This window comes from Piscinibacter lacus, from assembly GCF_016735685.1.
Classification (GTDB): Bacteria; Pseudomonadota; Gammaproteobacteria; order Burkholderiales; family Burkholderiaceae_C; genus Aquariibacter; species Aquariibacter lacus.
The window spans coordinates 740904-759321 of record NZ_JAERRA010000001.1; the positions used below are offsets into that span (position 1 = coordinate 740904).

19 protein-coding genes are annotated in these 18418 nt (G+C 72.9%); 13 read left to right on the forward strand and 6 right to left on the reverse strand.

The window, feature by feature from the left end; all coding sequences use genetic code 11:
* Nucleotides 1-6: 6 nt before the first annotated feature.
* Entirely contained in the window at nt 7-948 is a 942-nt protein-coding gene (gene argC / locus JI742_RS03360; protein WP_201823996.1) for an N-acetyl-gamma-glutamyl-phosphate reductase, read from the reverse strand.
* A gap of 465 nt (nt 949-1413) precedes the next feature.
* On the opposite strand from argC, the gene sucC reads away from it, so the two are divergent.
* From sucC to JI742_RS03390, 6 genes are all read left to right on the forward strand, one after another.
* The gene (gene sucC / locus JI742_RS03365; RefSeq protein WP_201823997.1) at nt 1414-2580 is read left to right on the forward strand and encodes an ADP-forming succinate--CoA ligase subunit beta; all 1167 of its coding nucleotides are present in this window, start codon (nt 1414-1416) and stop codon (nt 2578-2580) included.
* 16 nt (nt 2581-2596) lie between these two features.
* Entirely contained in the window at nt 2597-3490 is an 894-nt protein-coding gene (gene sucD / locus JI742_RS03370; protein WP_201823998.1) for a succinate--CoA ligase subunit alpha, read from the forward strand.
* A 235-nt stretch (nt 3491-3725) separates the two neighbouring features.
* A complete protein-coding gene (locus JI742_RS03375) occupies nt 3726-4442 on the forward strand; it encodes a TerC family protein (protein ID WP_201823999.1) in 717 nt (238 codons plus the stop codon).
* 50 nt (nt 4443-4492) lie between these two features.
* The gene (locus tag JI742_RS03380; RefSeq protein ID WP_201824000.1) at nt 4493-5425 is read left to right on the forward strand and encodes a serine/threonine-protein kinase; all 933 of its coding nucleotides are present in this window, start codon (nt 4493-4495) and stop codon (nt 5423-5425) included.
* Nucleotides 5422-6243: a PP2C family protein-serine/threonine phosphatase gene (locus JI742_RS03385; RefSeq protein WP_201824001.1), complete on the forward strand. Its 822-nt coding sequence runs from the start codon at nt 5422-5424 to the stop codon at nt 6241-6243. Before JI742_RS03380 ends, JI742_RS03385 begins: the two co-directional genes overlap by 4 nt.
* A gap of 79 nt (nt 6244-6322) precedes the next feature.
* On the forward strand, nt 6323-6982 hold the full coding sequence (locus JI742_RS03390; RefSeq protein ID WP_201824002.1) for an FHA domain-containing protein: 660 nt from the start codon (nt 6323-6325) through the stop codon (nt 6980-6982).
* Nucleotides 6983-7032: 50 nt separating this feature from the next.
* Here the strand turns inward: JI742_RS03390 and JI742_RS03395 are convergent, their stop codons facing one another.
* Together JI742_RS03395 and JI742_RS03400 are read right to left on the reverse strand one after the other, a co-directional pair.
* Nucleotides 7033-7338, reverse strand: a complete 306-nt coding sequence (locus JI742_RS03395; protein WP_201824003.1) for a SemiSWEET family sugar transporter — start codon at nt 7336-7338, stop codon at nt 7033-7035.
* Nucleotides 7335-8852 carry a D-alanyl-D-alanine carboxypeptidase/D-alanyl-D-alanine-endopeptidase gene (locus tag JI742_RS03400; protein ID WP_236676762.1) on the reverse strand — a complete coding sequence of 506 codons (1518 nt, stop codon included), beginning with the start codon at nt 8850-8852 and terminating at the stop codon, nt 7335-7337. The genes JI742_RS03395 and JI742_RS03400 overlap by 4 nt, the downstream gene beginning before the upstream one ends.
* A gap of 144 nt (nt 8853-8996) precedes the next feature.
* Here JI742_RS03400 and tsaB point away from each other — a divergent pair, with 144 nt between their 5' ends.
* Genes tsaB through JI742_RS03415 form a run of 3 tightly spaced genes read left to right on the forward strand, consistent with a single transcriptional unit; the run spans nt 8997 to nt 11111 of the window.
* On the forward strand, nt 8997-9752 hold the full coding sequence (gene tsaB, locus JI742_RS03405) for a tRNA (adenosine(37)-N6)-threonylcarbamoyltransferase complex dimerization subunit type 1 TsaB (protein WP_201824005.1): 756 nt from the start codon (nt 8997-8999) through the stop codon (nt 9750-9752).
* Nucleotides 9749-10252 (forward strand): ribosomal protein S18-alanine N-acetyltransferase, encoded by a 504-nt coding sequence (gene rimI, locus JI742_RS03410; RefSeq protein ID WP_201824006.1) that lies wholly within the window; start codon nt 9749-9751, stop codon nt 10250-10252. Before tsaB ends, rimI begins: the two co-directional genes overlap by 4 nt.
* Complete coding sequence (locus JI742_RS03415; RefSeq protein ID WP_236676763.1) at nt 10242-11111, forward strand: uracil-DNA glycosylase; 870 nt, start codon at nt 10242-10244, stop codon at nt 11109-11111. The genes rimI and JI742_RS03415 overlap by 11 nt, the downstream gene beginning before the upstream one ends.
* A gap of 7 nt (nt 11112-11118) precedes the next feature.
* Here JI742_RS03415 and JI742_RS03420 read toward each other — a convergent pair whose 3' ends face one another.
* On the reverse strand, nt 11119-12243 hold the full coding sequence (locus JI742_RS03420; RefSeq protein ID WP_201824007.1) for a magnesium transporter CorA family protein: 1125 nt from the start codon (nt 12241-12243) through the stop codon (nt 11119-11121).
* 15 nt (nt 12244-12258) lie between these two features.
* The gene (gene hemB, locus JI742_RS03425; protein ID WP_201824009.1) at nt 12259-13275 is read right to left on the reverse strand and encodes a porphobilinogen synthase; all 1017 of its coding nucleotides are present in this window, start codon (nt 13273-13275) and stop codon (nt 12259-12261) included.
* A gap of 430 nt (nt 13276-13705) precedes the next feature.
* On the opposite strand from hemB, the gene JI742_RS03430 reads away from it, so the two are divergent.
* The 4 genes from JI742_RS03430 (at nt 13706) to JI742_RS03445 (ending at nt 16726) form a co-directional block, all read left to right on the forward strand.
* Nucleotides 13706-14464 carry a hypothetical protein gene (locus JI742_RS03430; protein ID WP_201824011.1) on the forward strand — a complete coding sequence of 253 codons (759 nt, stop codon included), beginning with the start codon at nt 13706-13708 and terminating at the stop codon, nt 14462-14464.
* A gap of 72 nt (nt 14465-14536) precedes the next feature.
* Nucleotides 14537-14965 carry a CopD family protein gene (locus JI742_RS03435; RefSeq protein WP_201824013.1) on the forward strand — a complete coding sequence of 143 codons (429 nt, stop codon included), beginning with the start codon at nt 14537-14539 and terminating at the stop codon, nt 14963-14965.
* Between the two features lie 10 nt (nt 14966-14975).
* Nucleotides 14976-16079 (forward strand): VanZ family protein, encoded by a 1104-nt coding sequence (locus tag JI742_RS03440; protein ID WP_201824015.1) that lies wholly within the window; start codon nt 14976-14978, stop codon nt 16077-16079.
* Nucleotides 16080-16141: 62 nt separating this feature from the next.
* Nucleotides 16142-16726, forward strand: a complete 585-nt coding sequence (locus JI742_RS03445) for an NnrU family protein (RefSeq protein ID WP_201824017.1) — start codon at nt 16142-16144, stop codon at nt 16724-16726.
* A 21-nt stretch (nt 16727-16747) separates the two neighbouring features.
* Here JI742_RS03445 and JI742_RS03450 read toward each other — a convergent pair whose 3' ends face one another.
* Complete coding sequence (locus JI742_RS03450) at nt 16748-18418, reverse strand: TadG family pilus assembly protein (protein WP_201824019.1); 1671 nt, start codon at nt 18416-18418, stop codon at nt 16748-16750.

The window sequence follows — 18418 nt, forward strand, 5'->3', positions numbered from 1 at the left end:
CGGGCCTCAGACGCCCAGCATGCGCCGCAGGTTCTGCACCGCCGCGCCCGAGGCGCCCTTGCCCAGGTTGTCCAGCCGCGCGACGAGCAGGGCATGGCCGCGGGCCGCATTGCCATAGACCCGCAGCTCCAGCCGGTTGCTGTCGTTCAGGGCCTCGGGTTCAAGCTTGGCGCCTTCGGCCGCCAGGGCCTCGGGCGGCAGCACGCGCACCCACTCGCTGCCGGCATAGCGCGCGGCCAGGGCGGCATGCAGGGCCTCGGGCGCGGGCCGGCCGGGCAGCAGGTCCAGGTGCAGGGCGATCTGCACCAGCATGCCCTGCTTGAAGCGGCCCACGCTGGGCACGAAGATGGGCCGGCGGCTCAGGCCGCCGAAGGCCATGATCTCGGCCACATGCTTGTGCTCCAGCGCCAGGCCGTAAAGCTCGAAGGCCGGGGCCGTGCTGCCCGGGGCCTCGTAGGCTTCGATCATGCCGCGGCCGCCGCCCGAATAGCCGCTGACGGCATGGATGGCGACGGGGTGGTCGGCCGCCATGAGCCCGGCATCGATCAACGGCCGCAGCAGCGCGATCGCGCCGGTCGGGTAGCAGCCCGGGTTGGCGACCCGGCGCGAGGCCGCGATGGCCGCATCCTGGGCCGCGGACAGCTCGGGCAGGCCATAGGTCCAGCCGGGCGCGACACGGTGCGCGGTGCTGGCATCGACGATCTTCGGCCCGCCGCCGGGCAGGGCATCGCAGAGCGCGACCGACTCGCGGGCCGCATCGTCGTGCAGGCAGAGCACGACCAGGTCGACGCCGCCCATCAGGGCCTGCTTGGCCTGCGGGTCCTTGCGCTGGGCCGGGTCGATGGACACCAGCTCGATGCCGGGCAGGCCGGCCAGGCGCTCGCGGATGCCGAGGCCCGTGGTGCCGGCTTCGCCGTCGATGAAGATGCGTGCAGGGCGGGAGCTCATGGGCGTGGCGTCGGGCGGGGTCGTCGGGCGGGGCGGGCGCTGCGCGGCGCGAGGGCAAGGCCTGCGTCAGCGTGCGGACTTGAAATTGTCGTTCGAGCCGGTGACGGGGCTGCGACGCGAGGCCGGGCCGGACCCCTCGCTGCACCCCGCGCCCACCGCACCCATCGCAACAATCCGGGCCTTCCGACCCGTCGATGCTGCAATGCACCATGATAGAGTGAAGTGCTCCGTGGACGGCACAGCCTGTCCGCTGCGGGAGCGCTTCGCGTCCTGCGATGCCGACCGCCCCCCACGCCGTCCTCGACCCTCTCCTCGCCCCCTGCCGTGGTGCAGCCACGGACGCGGGGCAGCCGGGTGGAGGCGCGACCGGTCACGACCCGGCGCCGATCGGCCGGGCCGACGACCTCCCGACCGCTGCACCGGCACCCGTGGTGCAGCACCCATGACCTCGAAGAGGCTCCGCACATGAAGATCCACGAATACCAAGGCAAGGACATCCTGCGCCAGTTCGGCATACCGGTGCCGCGCGGCATTCCCGCGTTCACCGTGCAGGAGGCGGTGGAGGCCGCGCAGCAACTGGGCGGCCCGGTCTGGGTCATCAAGGCCCAGATCCATGCCGGCGGCCGCGGCAAGGGCGGCGGCGTCAAGGTCACCAAGACCCTCGAGGGCGTCAAGGACCTGGCCAATCGCATCCTCGGCATGCAACTGGTCACGCACCAGACCGGCGCCGAAGGGCAGAAGGTCCGCCGCCTCTACATCGAGGAAGGTGCGGACATCCTGAAGGAGTACTACGTCTCGCTGGTCACCGACCGCGCGACGCAGAAGGTCGCCTTCATCGCCTCCAGCGAAGGCGGCATGGACATCGAGGAAGTCGCCCACCGCACGCCCGAGAAGATCATCACCGAGCTGATCGATCCGCTGAGCGGCCTGGGCGAGGCGCAGGCCCGCAAGATCGCCACGGCCATCGGCCTGCCGGAAGGCTCGCAGGCCCAGGCTGTCGAGCTGTTCCAGAACCTCTACAGCTGCTACATGGAAACGGATGCCTCGCTGGTCGAGATCAATCCGCTGAACTGCGACAGCCAGGGCAAGTTGATCGCGCTCGACGCGAAGTTCAACTTCGACGCGAATGCGCTGTTCCGTCACCCGGAGATCGTCGCCTACCGCGACCTCGACGAGGAAGACCCGGCCGAGATCGAGGCCAGCAAGTTCGACCTGGCCTACATCCAGCTCGACGGCAACATTGGCTGCCTGGTCAATGGCGCCGGCCTGGCCATGGCCACCATGGACACCATCAAGCTCTTCGGCGGCGAGCCGGCGAACTTCCTGGACGTGGGCGGCGGCGCGACCGCCGAGAAGGTCACCGAGGCCTTCAAGATCATGCTCAAGAACCCCGATGTGAAGGCCATCCTGGTCAACATCTTCGGCGGCATCATGCGCTGCGACACCATCGCCGAGGGCGTGGTCACTGCCTCTCGCGCGGTGGGCCTGTCGGTGCCGCTGGTGGTGCGCATGAAGGGCACCAACGAGGACCTGGGCAAGAAGATCCTGGCCGACTCCGGCCTGCCGATCATCAGCGCCGACACCATGGCCGATGCGGCCACCCGGGTCGTCGCCGCCGCCGCTGCTGCCTGACCCCGGAAGGACCCCCATGAGCATCCTGATCAACAAGGACACCCGGGTCATCACCCAGGGCATCACCGGCAAGACCGGCCAGTTCCACACCCTGGGCTGCCAGGCCTACGCGATGGGCAAGGACTGCTTCGTCGCCGGCGTGAATCCCAAGAAGGCGGGCGAGAAGTTCTCGGACATCCCCATCTTCGCCAGCGTCACCGAGGCCAAGGGCGCGACCGGCGCCAATGCCAGCGTGATCTATGTGCCGCCCGCGGGCGCCGCGGCGGCCATCTGGGAAGCGGTCGAGGCCGACCTGGACCTGGTCATCTGCATCACCGAAGGCATTCCCGTGAAGGACATGCTGATCGTGCGCAACAAGATGAAGGCCAAGGAAGCCGCCGGCGGCAAGAAGACCCTGCTGCTGGGCCCCAACTGCCCGGGCCTGATCACGCCTGAGGAAATCAAGATCGGCATCATGCCGGGCCACATCCACCGCAAGGGCCGCATCGGCGTGGTCAGCCGCTCGGGCACGCTGACCTATGAAGCCGTCGCGCAGCTCACCGAGCTGGGCCTGGGCCAGTCGACCGCGGTCGGCATCGGCGGCGACCCGATCAACGGCCTCAAGCACATCGACGTGATGCAGGCCTTCAACGACGATCCGGACACCGATGCGGTGATCATGATCGGCGAGATCGGCGGCCCGGACGAAGCCGAAGCCGCGCGCTGGTGCAAGGCGAACATGAAGAAGCCGGTGGTCGGCTTCATCGCCGGCGTCACCGCCCCCCCGGGCAAACGCATGGGCCATGCCGGCGCGCTGATCTCGGGCGGCGCCGACACCGCCGATGCCAAGCTGGCCATCATGGAGGAATGCGGCTTCACCGTGACCCGCAATCCCTCCGAGATGGCGCGCCTGCTCAAGAAGATGCTGTGAGCCAGCGGCGGCCCGCGGGCCGCCCCGCAGCGCATGCATCGCGCGGACAGCGCGCACGACGGGGCCCTTCGGGGCCCTTTTTCGTGGCCGCTCGCGCCGGCTGACGCGATGCGTAGCACTACGCACGGGAGCGTCGCGACCGACCCCTACACTCCCGCGCTGTTTCAGCCCCCCGGCTCGCGCCGGGCTGCGGGCGCCCCCCACACCCAGTCAAGACCAGCCAAGAGGATCCGCGATGGAAGCCCTGATGACCCCCGAGTTCTGGATCGCCGTCGGGCAGATCATCATGATCGACATCCTGCTCGGCGGCGACAACGCGGTGGTCATCGCGCTGGCCTGCCGCAAGCTGCCGCCGGCCCAGCGCCGCCTCGGCATCCTGTGGGGCACGGCCGGCGCGATCGGCCTGCGGGTGATCCTGATCTTCTTCGCGCTGACCCTGCTGCAGATCCCGCTGCTCAAGATCGTCGGCGCCGTGCTGCTGCTGTGGATCGGCATCAAGCTGCTGATGCCCGAGCATGACGACGAGCACGCCAACATCCAGGCTTCCGATAAGCTCTGGGCCGCGGTCAAGACGGTCATCGTTGCCGACCTGGTGATGAGCATCGACAACGTCATCGCCATCGCCGGGGCCGCCGAGAGCGCGGGCGACCACCAGATGCCCCTGGTCATCTTCGGCCTGCTGGTCAGCATCCCGATCATCGTCTGGGGCTCGCAACTGGTCATCAAGCTGATGGACCGCTTCCCGGCCATCATCACCATCGGCGGCATGCTGCTGGGCTGGATCGCCGGCACCATGGCCGTGACCGACCCGGCCCTGGTCAATCCGGACGTGATGGCTTCCGTCCCCAAGATCGAGGTGAGCGACACGCTCAAGTACGGCGCCGGCATCGCCGGGGCCTTGCTGGTGCTGGCCATCGGCAAGCTGGTCGGCGCGAAGAAGGCGGTCCACTGAGGGGCCCGGGTCCGCAGGCTGCGGACCCGGCGGATCGCCGCGCGCCCCCGATGGATCGCCCCGCCGAAGCGCCCGATGCCGACTGGGCCGGCCTGAGGCCGCGCAGCGACGGCGGCTTCGCCCCCCTGCCGGCGGGCTGGCCGAGCCACATCGGCCCCTACCGCCTGGAAGGCTGGATCGGCGAAGGCGGCACTGCCGAGGTGCTGGCCGCCCGCGACAGCCGCGACGGCCGGCCGCTCGCCCTCAAGCGCCTCAAGCCCCTGGAGCCGGGCGCCGACGGTGCCGACCTGCGGCGCCGCTTCCTGCAGGAGGCCGCGCTCGCCGCGCGACTGCTGCATACCGACCTGCTGCGCCTGCACGAGGCCGGCCTCGATGCCGAGGGCCGGCCCTATCTGGCGATGGAGCGCATCGCGGGCGGCGATCTCGGCCGCGCCCTGCCGCCCGGCCAGCCCCTGCCGCTGGCCACCGTGCTGCACCTGGGCGCACGCATCGCCTGGGCGCTGGACCATGCGCACCGCCACGGCGTGATCCACCGCGACCTCAAGCCGGCCAACCTGTTGATCGACCCGGCGCGCAAGCAGCTCAAGCTGGCCGACTTCGGCCTGGCGCGGCTCGACGGCGCCGAGCTGACCCGCACCGGCACCGCCCTGGGCAGCCTGGACACCCAGGCGCCCGAGCTGCTGGCCGGCGCCCCGGTCGATGGCCGCTGCGACCTCTACAGCCTCGGTGCCACACTCTTCTTCATGCTCACCGCCCAATGGCCGCATGCCGGCCTGCCCCTGCCCCAGCGCCTGCGTGCGCGGGCCGGCGGGCCGCCGCCTGCGCTGCGGGCCCTGCGCCCCGAGCTGCCCGAGGCGCTGGACCGGCTGCTGCGCCAGACCCTGGACCCGAACCCCGAAGCCCGGCCCGCCGAGGCCGCCACCCTGGCCCGCGCCCTGGACGCGCTGCGCACGCCGGCCGGGCCGCCGGCCGCCCGGGCATGAGCGCCCTCAAGCCGCCTGCGGCGGCCGGCCTGAGCCTGGAATACGCCGGGGCCAGCGACACCGGCCGCCAGCGCCAGAACAATGAGGACGCCCTCCTCATCGACGCCGAGGCCGGCCTGGCCGTGCTGGCTGACGGCATGGGCGGCTACAACGCCGGCGAGATCGCCAGCCAGATGGCCGTCGACCGCATCGGCAGCCTGCTCCTGCCCTGGCTGCGCGGCCCGGGCCGGCAGGCCGCGGCCGACGAGGTCGCGCAGCGCCTGCGCGCCGCGATTGCCGAGGCCAACCAGGCCATCCTGCATGCCGCGCAGCAGCATGCGGCCTGGGCCGGCATGGGCACCACGGTGGTCGTGGCCGTGCTGCGGCCCGAGGGCGTGCAGCTCGGCCATGTCGGCGATTCGCGTGCCTACCGCTGGGGGGTGGAGGGCCTGCGGCCGCTCAGCCGCGACCATTCCCTCTTGCAGGAGCAACTCGACGCCGGCCTGATCCGGCCGGACCAGGCCCGGCACGCGGCCCACCGCAACCTCGTCACCCGGGCGCTCGGCGTGGCGCCGGCCGTCGAGGCCGACCTGGCCTGGCATCCGCTGCGGCCGGGCGAGGGCCTGCTGCTGTGCTCGGACGGGCTGAGCGACATGCTCGACGATCCCGAGATCGCGGCCCTGCTGCCGGCCACCGCGGAGGCCTTACCGGCCTGCGCGGCCCGGCTGATCGACGCGGCCAATGCCGCAGGCGGGCGCGATAACATTTCCCTGGTGCTGATCCGGATGGCCGGTGGACCGGCCCCGCGCCGGCGGTGGTGGGATCGCGGGGGCCGCTGACAGCCGCCCCGCCCGGGCCCGCAGGGGCCGGCCCGGCCGACAGGGCGCCTCGACGCGCCGGCTTCTAAGGTTTTCGTCCATGAACAAGCTGATCGTGTCGCTCGACGGGCTCGTCATCAAGGAGGTCGCGCTCACCAAGGACCGCACCCGCCTCGGCCGCCGCCCGCACAACGACATCGTGATCGACAACCTCGCCGTCAGCGGCGAGCATGCCGTGCTGCAACAAAGCGGCGAAGGCTTCGTCATCGAGGACCTCAATTCCACCAACGGCACCTACATCAACGGCAAGGCCATCCGCCGCCAGGCCCTGGTGCATGGCGACGTGGTCGAGATCGGCAAGTACCGGCTGCGCTTCGTCGCGGCCGAGGCCACCGACTACGAGACCACGGTGACCCTGCGCCAGGCGCCCGCCACCCGCGCGGGCGAGACCCTACCGGCCCTTGCGGCGCCGGTGCAGGCCCAGGTGGTCGGCGCGCTCAGCGCCTCGGTGCGGGTGCTCAACGGCAGCGCGGCGGGCCGCGAGGTGCAGCTCAGCAAGGTCGTCACCACCCTGGGCAAGCCGGGCGTGCAGGTGGCGGCCATCACCAAGCGGCCGGGCGGCTACTCGCTGACCCACATCGAAGGCGCGGCGCGGCCCCGGCTGAACGGTGAAATCGTCTGGGGCGAGCCGGTGCACCTGAGCAGCGGCGACCTGATCGAGCTGGCCGGCACGCAAATGCAGTTCATCCTGGAAGGCTGAGCCGCTTCGGGGCGCGGCGTCCGGGCGGCCGGGGCCGGCGGCGCCCGGGCTCAGCCAGTCGGTAGGTCGTCCCGCGCAGCGCGCTGCCGGCGGCGCCAGCGCCAAGCCATGCCCAGCATGGCCAGGGTCAGCAGCAGGCTGATCGCATTGGCCAGGATCAGTGGCCAGGAGCCCAGCGCCAGGCCGTAGAGCAGCCACAGCACGATGCCCAGGGCCAGGGCCGCATACATGCCCATCGACACGCCGGCCAGGTTGCCGCTGCGCCAGCTCAGCCAGACCTGCGGCACGAAGGCGGCCGTGGTGAGGGTGGCGGCCAGCAGGCCGACGGCCTCCCAGAGCGGGCCAGGGCTGCTCATCGCGCGGCCTCGCGCGCGGGGGCGGCCGGGCGGGCGGCCGTCTCGGGGGCGTCCTCGGCCGTCCAGCGCACCAGGGCGTCGAGCACCGGCCGGCCCTTGCCGGCGTCCGCATGGTTGAGCAGCGCGGCAAAGGCATAGCGCTGGCCCGAACGGCCCTGCACCACGCCGGCCAGGCCCAGGCTGTCGCGCAGCGAGCCGGTCTTCAGCCAGGCCCGGCCGCGGGCCGGGCCCCAGTCGCGGTCGCGGCGGCGGGCGGTGCCGTCGAGGCCGGCCACCGGCAGCGAGGCCAGCAGCTCCGGCATGGCCGGGCCGGACCAGAGCGCGGCGATCCAGCCGGCCAGGCAGCGCATGCTGCTGCGGCCTTCGCGCGAGAGGCCGGCGCCGTTGTCGACCCGCAAGGCCTCGGCCGGGCAGGCGCCCGCGCTGCGCTCGCGCACCCAGGCCTCGATCAGCCGCCGCGCCGCCTCGGGCGTGGCCGGCGGCGGCAGGGCCAGGGGATCGGGCTCGGGGCCTTCGGCGGGGCCGCGCGGTGGTGCGCCGACCTCCAGCGCCAGCGTCAGCGCGAGCTGGCGGGCCATGGGGTTGTTGCTGAACTTGTTGATGTCGCGCACCACATGGGCCAGCGGCTGCGATTCGAAGCTGAACCACCAGCGCGCCTCGGCCGGCGCCGGCGCCTCGCGCACCCGGCCGTGCAGGCGGCCGCCCAGCTCGGCCCACAGCAGGGGCAGCAGGCGGGCCGCATAGCGGGCCGGATCGGAGTCGGCAAAGGCCCAGATTCGCTCGCCGCAGGCGGCCGGGTAGCGCCCCGCCAGGCGCAGCGGCTGGCCGGGCTGCAAGCGCGGCGTGAGCGCGGCACGCCAGTCGCCGCAGGGTGTGCCGGGGGCGGCCAGGGGCAGGAAATCGGCGCCGGGCGCGGTCTCGTCGGGCGGCTCGCGGCTGATCCGCACGCGGCCGGCCTCGGGCTCGGGCACCAGGCGCAGGCGCAGCACCTGTTGGTTCAGCAGCAGGGCGTCGGGGCCGACGTTGTAGGGCCGCAAGGCCTCGCCGTCGAAGGCGGCCGGGTCGTGCGGCGGCAGCGCGAAGGCGCGGCGGTCGAGCAGCAGGTCGCCGCGGATCTCGCGCAGGCCGCGCTCGCGCAGCTCGCGCAGCAGCAGCCAGACGCGTTCCAGCACCAGGCTGGGGTCGCCCCGGCCCTGAATCACCAGATCGCCATGCAGCACGCCCTCGGCATCGAGCCGGCCGGTGCGCGCGACCGGCGTGCGCCAGGTCCAGGAGGGGCCGAGCTGTTCCAGCGCCACGCCGGTCGTGAACAGCTTGATCAGCGAGGCCGGATTCAGCGACTCGGTCTCGCGCCAGGCCAGGCGCGCGGGGGCCTCGGCCTGGGTCAGCGGGCGCACCTCGACGGCCAGGGCCTCGGGCGGCAGGCCGGCGGCGCGCAGGGCTTGCCGCACCTCGGCGGGCAGGGCTTCGGCCGGCCCCGGGCCGATCAGCAGGGCGGTCCCAAGGACAGGCAAAAGGGCAGAAAAAGCGGCGGGCCAGCGGCCCAGCAGCCGGCCGGGCCTGCCACGCCGCCAGCCGGACAGGACGCGCGCAAGGCGCAGGACGGACACAGGCATGCGGGCGATCATAGACAGGCCGGCCGCCTAAACTGGCCGGCCATGCCCGACCTGAATGCCCCGCCGCGGCTGCTCGTGATCGATGCCGCCACCGACACCCTGCACCTCGCCCTGCAGGCCGGGGCGCACACGGCCCAGCGGGCCCTGCCCGGCTGCGCCCAGGCCTCGTCCAGCCTGCTGCCGGCGCTGCAGGCCCTGCTCGACGAGGCCGGCATCGCCGCCGCAAGCCTGGACGCCATCGGCTTTGGCCGCGGCCCCGGGGCTTTCACCGGCGTGCGCACCGCCTGCGCAGTGGCCCAGGGCCTGGCCTTCGGCCTGGACAAGCCGGTGCTGGGACTCGACAGCCTGCTCGCCGTCGCCGTGGCTGCCTGGCCGGCCGGCGCCGGCCCGGCACCGGGCGAACTGGCCTGGGTCGCCGTCGATGCCCGCATGAACGAGTGCTATGCCGCCGCCTACCGCCGCGCGGCGGACGGGGGCTGGCTCCCGGTCGAGCCGCCCGGCCTGCATGCCCCCGCCGCCCTGGCCGCCCGCTGCGTCGCCGCCGGCCCGGTCTGGATCGCCGGCAACAGCCTCGAAGTCCATGCCGAGGCCTGGGGCGCGCTGGCGGCCGGCCCGCAGGCCGTGCCGCAAGCCCGCCTCGACGGCCTGGCGCTGCTGAACCTGGCCCGCGCGGCCTGGGCGGCCGGCCTGGCGGTCGATGCCGCCCTGGCCCTGCCGCTCTATGTGCGCGACAAGGTCGCGCAGACCACGGCCGAGCGCGAGGCCGCCCGCGCCGCCCCGGCCCCCTCCGCCGCATGAGCAGCCCGCCGGTACTCCAGGGCGCGACCTGGCTGCGGCCCATGGCTGCCGACGATCTCGATGCCGTCATGGCCATCGAGCAGCAGGCCTATGCCTTCCCTTGGAGCCGTGGCAACTTTCTCGATTCGCTGCGCAGCGGCCACCCCATCACCCTGCTGTTCGCCCTGGAGGACGAGCGCTTGCTCGGCTACTCGGTCGGCATGGTGGGTTTCGAGGAGATGCATCTGCTCAACCTCACCGTCCACCCGGCGGTCCAGGGCCGCGGCCATGGCCGTGCCCTGCTCGATGCCCTGTGCGTGCTGGGCCGCGGCCTGGGCTGCGCCAAGCTCTGGCTGGAGGTGCGGCCCTCGAATGCCGGCGCCCAGCGCCTTTACCGCCGCTATGGCTTTGTCGAGTTGGGCCGGCGCAAAGGCTACTACCCGGCCGGCCGCGGCGAACGCGAGGATGCGATCGTGATGGCCCTGGCGCTCGACCCCACGGGAGCAGCCCATGCTGGATGAGCGCCGCCGCGCCATGCTGGCCGAGCTGGGCGTGCAGCTTCCGGCCCCGCTGCGGGCGGCCGCCGAGCCGGCCGCCCGGGCGGACGGGGCCGCCGGAAGGGTTGCCGCCGGGGTCTCCGCGCCTGCGCCGCCTCCCCCGCCCGCACCCGCCCAGCCGCCTGGCCGCCCCGCGGCCCACGGCCCCGCAGCCGCAGCGCCCCCATCCGCCCCCTTGCTACCGCCCGGGCCGATCGTCCCGCGGTCCGGTCCGGTCGCCGCGATGGACTGGTCGACCCTGGCCGCCACCGTGTCCGGCTGCCAGGCCTGCGGCCTGTGCGCCCAGCGCCGCCAGACCGTGCTGGAGGCCGGCCCGCGCGATGCCGAATGGATGATCGTCGGCGAGGCGCCGGGCGAGCAGGAGGACCGCGAGGGCCTGCCCTTCGTCGGCAAGTCCGGCCAGTTGCTCGACCGCATGCTGGCGAGCATCGGCGTCTCGCGCCAGGGCGCCGGCCGCGCGGGCGCGCCGGCCGCCGAGCCGCAGCACCAGGGCGTCTACATCGCCAACACGCTCAAGTGCCGCCCGCCCGGCAACCGCAATCCTGCGCCGGCCGAACTGGCCGCCTGCCTGCCCTTCCTGCAGCGCCAGATCGAGCTGGTGCAGCCCCGCATGCTGCTGCTGCTGGGCCGCTCTGCGGTGCAGGGCCTGCTCGGCAGCGAGGCGCCGCTGGGCCGCCTGCGCGGCCAGGTGCATGAGGTGGCCGGCCGGCCGGCCCTCGTCAGCTACCACCCCAGCTACCTGCTGCGCAGCCCGATGGAGAAGGCCAAGGCCTGGGACGATCTCTGCCTGGCGCGCGCGACCTTCGACCGCCTGCGCGGCTGAGCCCGCCTCAGCGCAAGCCGCCGCGGCCCAGGTAGCGCTTGCGCCGGAAGTACATCAGCAGGCCGGCGCCCAGGGCGACCATCACGGCGCTGGTCGCCCAGACGCCGCCGCTGCTGTGGATCAGCGGCAGAAAGTCGAAATTCATGCCGAAGAAGCCGGTGATCAGGTTCAGCGGCATGAAGACCGCGGTCAGCACGGTCAGCGTCCGCATGATGTCGTTGGTGCGGTTGCTCTGGGCCGAGAAGTGCATCTGCACCGCGCTCTCGACCGAGCCCTCCAGCCGCCGCACATGGCTGAGCACCCGCTCGACATGCTCCAGCACATCGCGCGAGCGCACCCGCAGCAGCTCGCGTTCGCGGGCGGCTTGCGGTTCGTGCTCGACCGGCCATTCGTCGAGCGCGTCGATCCACTCCTGCACCGCGCTGCGCTGGTCCTCGCAGGTGTCTTCCAGCGCGTGCAGGGTGTTGCGGCTGTCGAGCAGCGCCTGCCAGTTGTCGAAGCGGCTGCGCGGGCCGAGCAGCTCGGCCTGCAAGTAGCCGAGCTGGCGGGTCAGCAGGCGGCGCAGGTCGAGGTAGCTGTCGACCATGTGGTTGACGATGCGCAGCATCAGGTCGGCCGGGCTGGCCGGCAGGCGGCCGGCGGCGGGGCGCGCCTCGCTGCCGCTCAGGCTGACCGGCGGGCCGCCGGCCATCTGCGCCAGCCGGGCGACGAAGAACTCGCGCACCGCGCAGTCGGTCGGGTGCACGGTGATCAGCACCCGGTCGAAGACGGCGAAGCCCACCGGGCTGGTGTCGATCGAGGCCAGAGCCTGGCGCGCCGTTTGGGCGGTGCCGTGCTGCTCGTCGAGGAAGAGCGCGCTGGTGCCCTGGCCCACCGCCAGGCGGCGGAAGACCAGCAGGTCGTACCAGCTCGTGTAGTCGTACTGCGAGGGCAGGTGCAGGTTCAGCAGGTCCGACACATGCAAGTCGACCAGGCCGCCGCAGCCCCAGCGCTGCAACGCCGCCTGCGCCTCGGGCAGGCCGACCTCGAAGGCGCGCCGGCCGCTGGCCAGCCACAGGAAGCCGCTGGCCGGCAGGGCCTCGGGCAGGGCCTGAAGCTCTTGGAAGCCGTCGTTGACGTGGAAGATGCGCATGGCGGGCCGGCTGCTTCAGTCCAGCGGGTGCTCGCGCAGCCAGCGGGCGGCGTCGAGCGCGAAATAGCTCAGCACGCCATCGGCGCCGGCGCGCTTGAAGGCCAGCAGGCTTTCCATCATCACCGCGTCGTGGGCCAGCCAGCCGTTCGCGGCGGCGGCCTTGAGCATGGCGTACTCGCCGCTCACCTGGTAGGCGAAGGTCGGCACGCCGAATTCCTCCTTCACCCGGCGCACGATGTCGAGGTAGGGCAGGCCTGGCTTGACCATGACCATGTCGGCGCCTTCGGCGATGTCGAGGGCCACCTCGCGCAGGGCCTCGTCGCCATTGGCCGGGTCCATCTGGTAGACCTTCTTGTCGGCCTTGCCGAGCTTGCCGGCGCTGCCGACCGCGTCGCGGAAGGGGCCGTAGAAGGCGCTGGCGTACTTGGCGCTGTAGGCCATGATCCGCGTGTGGATGTGGCCATGGGCCTCCAGGGCCTCGCGGATGGCGCCGATGCGGCCGTCCATCATGTCGCTGGGCGCGACCATGTCGACGCCGGCCTCGGCCTGCACCCGGGCCTGGCCGACCAGCACCTCGACCGTCTCGTCGTTGAGGATGTAGCCGCTCGGGTCGAGCAGGCCGTCCTGGCCGTGGGCGGTGTAGGGGTCGAGCGCGACATCGGTCATCAGCGCCAGCTCAGGGAAGCGGCGCTTGAGTTCGCGCACCACCTGCGGCACCAGGCCTTCGGGGTTCAGGGCCTCGCGGCCGTCGTCGGACTTGCGCGCATCGTCGATCACCGGGAACAGGGCCATCGCCGGCACGCCCAGCGTGAGGCATTGCTCGGCCAGGGGCAGCAGCCGGTCCAGGCTCAGGCGCTGCACGCCGGGCATGGAGGCCACGTCCTCGCTGCGGCCCGCGCCTTCCAGCACGAAGACCGGCAGGATCAGGTCGCTCGGATGCAGGCGGTGCTCGCGCACCATGGCGCGCACGGCGGCATCGCGGCGCAGGCGGCGCGGGCGGGTGGCGGGAAAGCGTTGCAGGAAGGCGGGCATGGCGGGGCGGTGCAGGGGTCGACGGGTCGGCAGATTGTCAGGGACGGCCTGCCGCCCCTCGCCCTCGGGGGGGCGGCCCGCCCCGGTCGCGACAGCTTCCGGTAACATTCCGAGCGGCGTGGTGCTTGCATCGCGTCCCTGCTTTCCTCCCTGAGCAGGAGCCTGAACGTGTGACAGCGAACAGGTTTTCAAGCCCCGGCCCTGCCGGGGCTTTTTTCTTGCTGCGACGCCCGGGGCGGGCGCCGTGCGGTTCCGCACAAAGGGGCGGGGACGGAGGCGAAGCGGGCCGGGAAGGCGCCGCTTATCGAGCGAGTGGGCCGAGGGGGTGCTCCCTATCGTGGAGGCCATGGTTCCTCCGACGAAGGCCGCGACGCTCGACACGCAGCAGGCCGGTTCGCCGGGGTCCTTCCACCCAGCCCGGACCCCTCGCATGCCCTCCCTCTCCACCCCCCTGCGCCCCCTGTTCCTGGCGGCCGTCCTGGGCTTGTGCGCCCTAGGCGCCCAGGCCGAATCCGATCCCGCGGCCGACGCGCCGCCCAGCGATCACGCCCGCGTGGGCCAGCCGGCGCCCGACGCCGCCGCCCCGCCCGAAGCCACCGGCCTGCCCCGGCTGAGCCCGCGCCAGGCGGCGGTCTTCGACAGCCTCAGCACCCACCTGGCCATCAGCGCCGGCGGGGTCGAGACCAATCCCCTGGTCACGCCCTCGCCGCTGGGCCTGATCGCGCTGATCGGCTTCAAGCTCGGCCTGATCGAGTACGCCGACACCCTGCCCCCGGCGCAGCGGCAGCGCTTCAACCAGACCAGCTCGGCCTTCTGGGGCGGGGCTTCGGTGAACAACCTGCTCGTCGCCGCCTCGGCCCATCCCCTGGTCGCGGTGGGTGCGGGCATCCTCTCGGGGACTTACTTCTGGAACCGCGCCGGCCAGGCGGCCCAGCCCGCCGTCGATCCGGAAGCCGTGATCGGCCTCTACCGCGGCGCCAACGGCACGCCCGGCGCCCTGGTGCTGGCGCGCGACGGCAGCTTCGGCATCGGCGGCGAGCCCATCGCCGGCCTGGGCCGCGGCGGCCAGTGGCGCAGCACGGCGCGCGGGGTCGAGCTGCGCGGCGATGCCGGCACGCTGCTGGCCTCGCCGGATTCGGGCGCGATGATCCTGCGCAGCGCACGAGGCCAGTCCTTCTTCGTGCGCTGACAGGGGCTGAACGGGCCGGGCGGAATCCAGCCGCCCCGGCGCCTGTCCCGGAGCGGCTCGCATAATGGGCCGATGCTCTGGGTCAAAGCCTTTCACATCGTCTTCGTGGCCAGTTGGTTCGCTGGCCTTTTCTACTTGCCGCGCATCTTCGTCAACCTGGCGATGGTGCCGGCCGACAGCCATGCCGAGCGCGAGCGCCTGCTGCTGATGGCGCGCAAGCTGCACCGCTTCGCGGGGCTGCTGATGATCCCGGCCCTGGTGCTCGGCCTGCTGCTGTGGCTGCACTACGGCATCGGCCGCGGCCCGGGCAATGGCTGGCTGCATGCCAAGCTGCTGCTGGTCGTCGGCATCATCGGCTACCACCACGTCTGCAAGCGCCTGCTGCGCGACTTCGAAGGCTTCGCCAACCGCCGCAGCCACCGCTGGTTCCGGGTCTTCAACGAGGTCTCGGTGCTGCTCTTCATCGCGGCGGTGGTGCTGGTCGTCGTCAAGCCCTTCTGACCGGCGCGCGATGGCCGCGGAGCGCAGCTCGGCCTGGACGCTGGCTGCCGTCTGCGCCGGGCTGATCGTCTACGCGAGCCTGCACCCCTTCATCGACTGGACGGCGCCGCGCGACGGCTGGCTCAGCCTGGGCCTGCTGCCCTGGCCGCACTACCAGACGCGCTTCGACACCCTGGTCAATGTGCTGGGCTATGCGCCCTTCGGCGCCTTCCTGACCACCGCCCAGTTGCGCGGCGGCCGCGGGCGGCTGGCGGCCCTGCTCGGCGCCACCCTGGCGGGCGCGCTGCTGAGCCAGGGGCTGGAATCGGTCCAGCATCTGCTGCCGGTGCGGGTGCCCTCGCGGCTGGACTGGCTCTGCAACACCCTGGGCGCCGCGCTGGGCGCGGCCTTCGTGCTGCTGCTGCATGCGGCGGGGGCGCTGGCGCGCTGGTCCACGGTGCGGCGGCAGTGCTTCCTGCCGGGGGCGGATTTCGGCCTGGCCCTGCTGTGGCTGTGGCCGCTCGGTCTGCTCTATCCGCCGGCCCTGCCCTTTGCGCCAGGCCAGGTGCTGCCGCGGCTGCGCGAGCTGGCCGAGGGCGCCCTGGCCGGCACGCCCTGGGCCGACACCCTGCAGGCCGGGCAGGGCGCGCTGCCCGCCCTGGGCCCGCTGGGCAGCGTGATCACCGTCAGCCTGGGCGCGCTGGCGCCCTGCCTGGTGGCCTCGGCGATCACCGCCCCCGGCCCCCGGCGGGCCGGCCTGCTGGTCGGCGCCCTGCTGCTGGCGGTGGGCACCAGCACCCTGTCGACGGCGCTGAATTTCGGCCCCGAGCATGCCCTGGCCTGGTGGACGCCGCCGGTCGCGCCCGCCCTGGCCCTGGCCGCGCTGCTGGCCCTGTTGCTGGTGCCGCTGCCGGCCCGGCGGGTGGCGCAGCTCGGCCTGCCGCTGCTGGCCGCGGGCCTGCTGCTGGCCAATCTCGCGCCCGAGGATCCCTATGTGGAAGCCAGCCTGCAGGGCTGGGAGCAGGGCCGCTTCATCCGCTTCCACGGCATCTCGCAGTGGGTGGGCTGGCTGTGGCCGGCCGCCGCCCTGCTGGGCCTGCTGCGCCTGGCGACGACGCCCGCCGGCCGGCGCTGAGGGCCGGCGCTGGTGACAATGCGCCCGCGGCCGATGGGGCCGCGCTGCACGGAGCCCGCCTCATGACCCTGCTGATCCTCGGCCTGCTGATTTTCCTGGGCGTGCATTCCGCCCGCATCCTGGCCGAGCCGGCCCGGCTGGCGCTGATCGACCGCCTCGGCCCCGGCGCCTGGAAGCTGGGCTACAGCCTGGCCTCGGCCCTGGGCCTGGTGCTGATCGTGATGGGCTATGCCGCCGCGCGCGAGCAGCCCCTGCTGCTGTGGACCCCGCCCGCCGCCATGCGCCATGTCGCGGCCCTGCTGACGCTGCCGGCCTTCGTGCTGCTGGTGGCTTCGCAGATTCCGGGCAATGCCCTGCGCGCGCGCCTGGGGCATCCGATGGTGCTGGGCGTCAAGCTCTGGGGCCTGGGGCATCTGCTGGCCAACGGCACGCTGGCCGACCTGCTGCTGTTCGGCAGCTTCACCGTGTGGGCGGTGCTGGCCTTCCGGGCCGCGCGTCAGCGCGACCGGGCCAGCGGCGCCGTGCGCGCGACGGGCCGCATGCTGCCCACCCTGCTGACGGTCGGCCTCGGCCTGGGCGCCTGGGCGCTGTTCGCGCTCAAGCTGCATGTCGAGTGGATCGGCGTGGCGCCCTTCGCCCGCGGCTGAAGCACAGCCGCGGCGCGCGGCTCAGTAGACCAGCTCGGCCTGGTTGCACTGCAGGCGGATCTGGTTCACGTCGGCATAGCCGATTTCCAGGCCCAGCGGGGACAACACGCCGTCGAGCAGGGGCGTGATCGCCGTCAGCACGCTGCTGAGCAGGCCCTCGATCAGCGGAATCAGGGTCGAGAGCAGGGGGTTGACGATGAGGCCCACCAGGCCCAGCACGCCCGAGGTGTCGAGGCTCAGTTGCAGCGAGCCTGGCCGCAAGGCATGGGCCAGTGCGCCGCCCAGCGAGGTGCCGACCCGGTAGCTGCCGTCATTGACCGGCTCGGTCGCGCCGCTGCCGTAACTCAGCGGCGCCGCGCTGGAGTTGATCGCCTGCACATTCACATAGCCGCGCAGGCCCACGTTCACCAGGCCCAGCACATTGATGTTGGCCAGCGCTGCGGGCTGGGTGTTGGTGGCGCAGGTCTCGGGCGAGCTGAGGGTGCCGGTGGCCGCCGAGCGGCTCAGGCAGAGGCTGGCCACGCCGGTCTGGGCACTGAGCTGCACCCGCGATTCGGCAAAGCTGCGGCCGCATTGCAGGGCCGTCACGGTGGCCCGGGCCGGCGCCGCCTCCAGGGCCAGGGGCAACTGGATGGCGGTGCTGGCGACGCCGAGGTTGAGATTGAGCAGGGTCAGGTTGAGCCGCAGCCGCGTCTGCGCCGTCTTGGCGCTGGCGCCGACGCCGCCCACCGCGATCTGCGGCGGCTCGATGATGCGCAGGCCCAGCGTCAGGCTGGCCAGCGGCCCCAGGTTGAGGCCGGTGTTCACGGCGATGAACCTGTTGTGGTTGGCGACCTGGGCGCCGACGGTGAGCAGCTCCAGCACATTGATGCGGGCCTCGGCCGCCGCGGCATCGGTGAGCGCATTCACATTGAGCAGGTCGCCCACCGGCACATTCAGCGACTGCGCCTGCACCGCCAGGGCATTGAGCGCATTGATGGCCAGGGCCTGATCCGGCCCGAGGGCATTCGCCGCGGCGAGCAGCAGGTCGCCCAGGGTGATGTTGCTGGCGAGCAGCTCGTCGACGGTGCCCAGGCGCAGGGGATCGGCCTGCACCAGGTCGAGCAGCCGCACCCGGGCATTCGCCAGGCCCTGGTAGCTGGCCAGGCTCAAGTTGACGCTGCTGCGCAGCAGGCCCGAGAGCAGGGCATTGAGCGGGCTGGCATCGGTCAGCGCCGCCACGCCCGAACCGACCGAGATGGTGGTGATGGGCGTGATGGCGGCCGTGGCCTCGGCCGTGACCGTGCGGTCGGTCGAGCCGAACAAGCCGAAGAAGTACGGCACCTCGCGCGACAGCCGCACCCGCACGGCATTGAAGGGCGCCGCACCGACGCTGAAGAAACGCGGCGCCGCACCGGCCTGCGGATCCCAGCGTCCGCATTCCGCGGTGCTGGTCGCGGCGGTGGTGGGCAGGCCGTTGCGCTGCGCGACCGAGCGGGCGGTGGGGGTAGCCGTCGAGCAGGCCGGGTCGACGATCTGGGTGGCCGCCAGCGCGGCCGCGTCGGCCGCCTTTTGCAGGATGCGCCGCTGCGAGAAGACATTGCCCACGTCCAGCACCATCAGCGCGGCCAGGGCCAAGCCCAGCGCCGCCACGCCGATCAGCATGGCAGCACCGCGCTCGCGCGGTCGCCGCAGGCTGGACAGGCGGCGCAT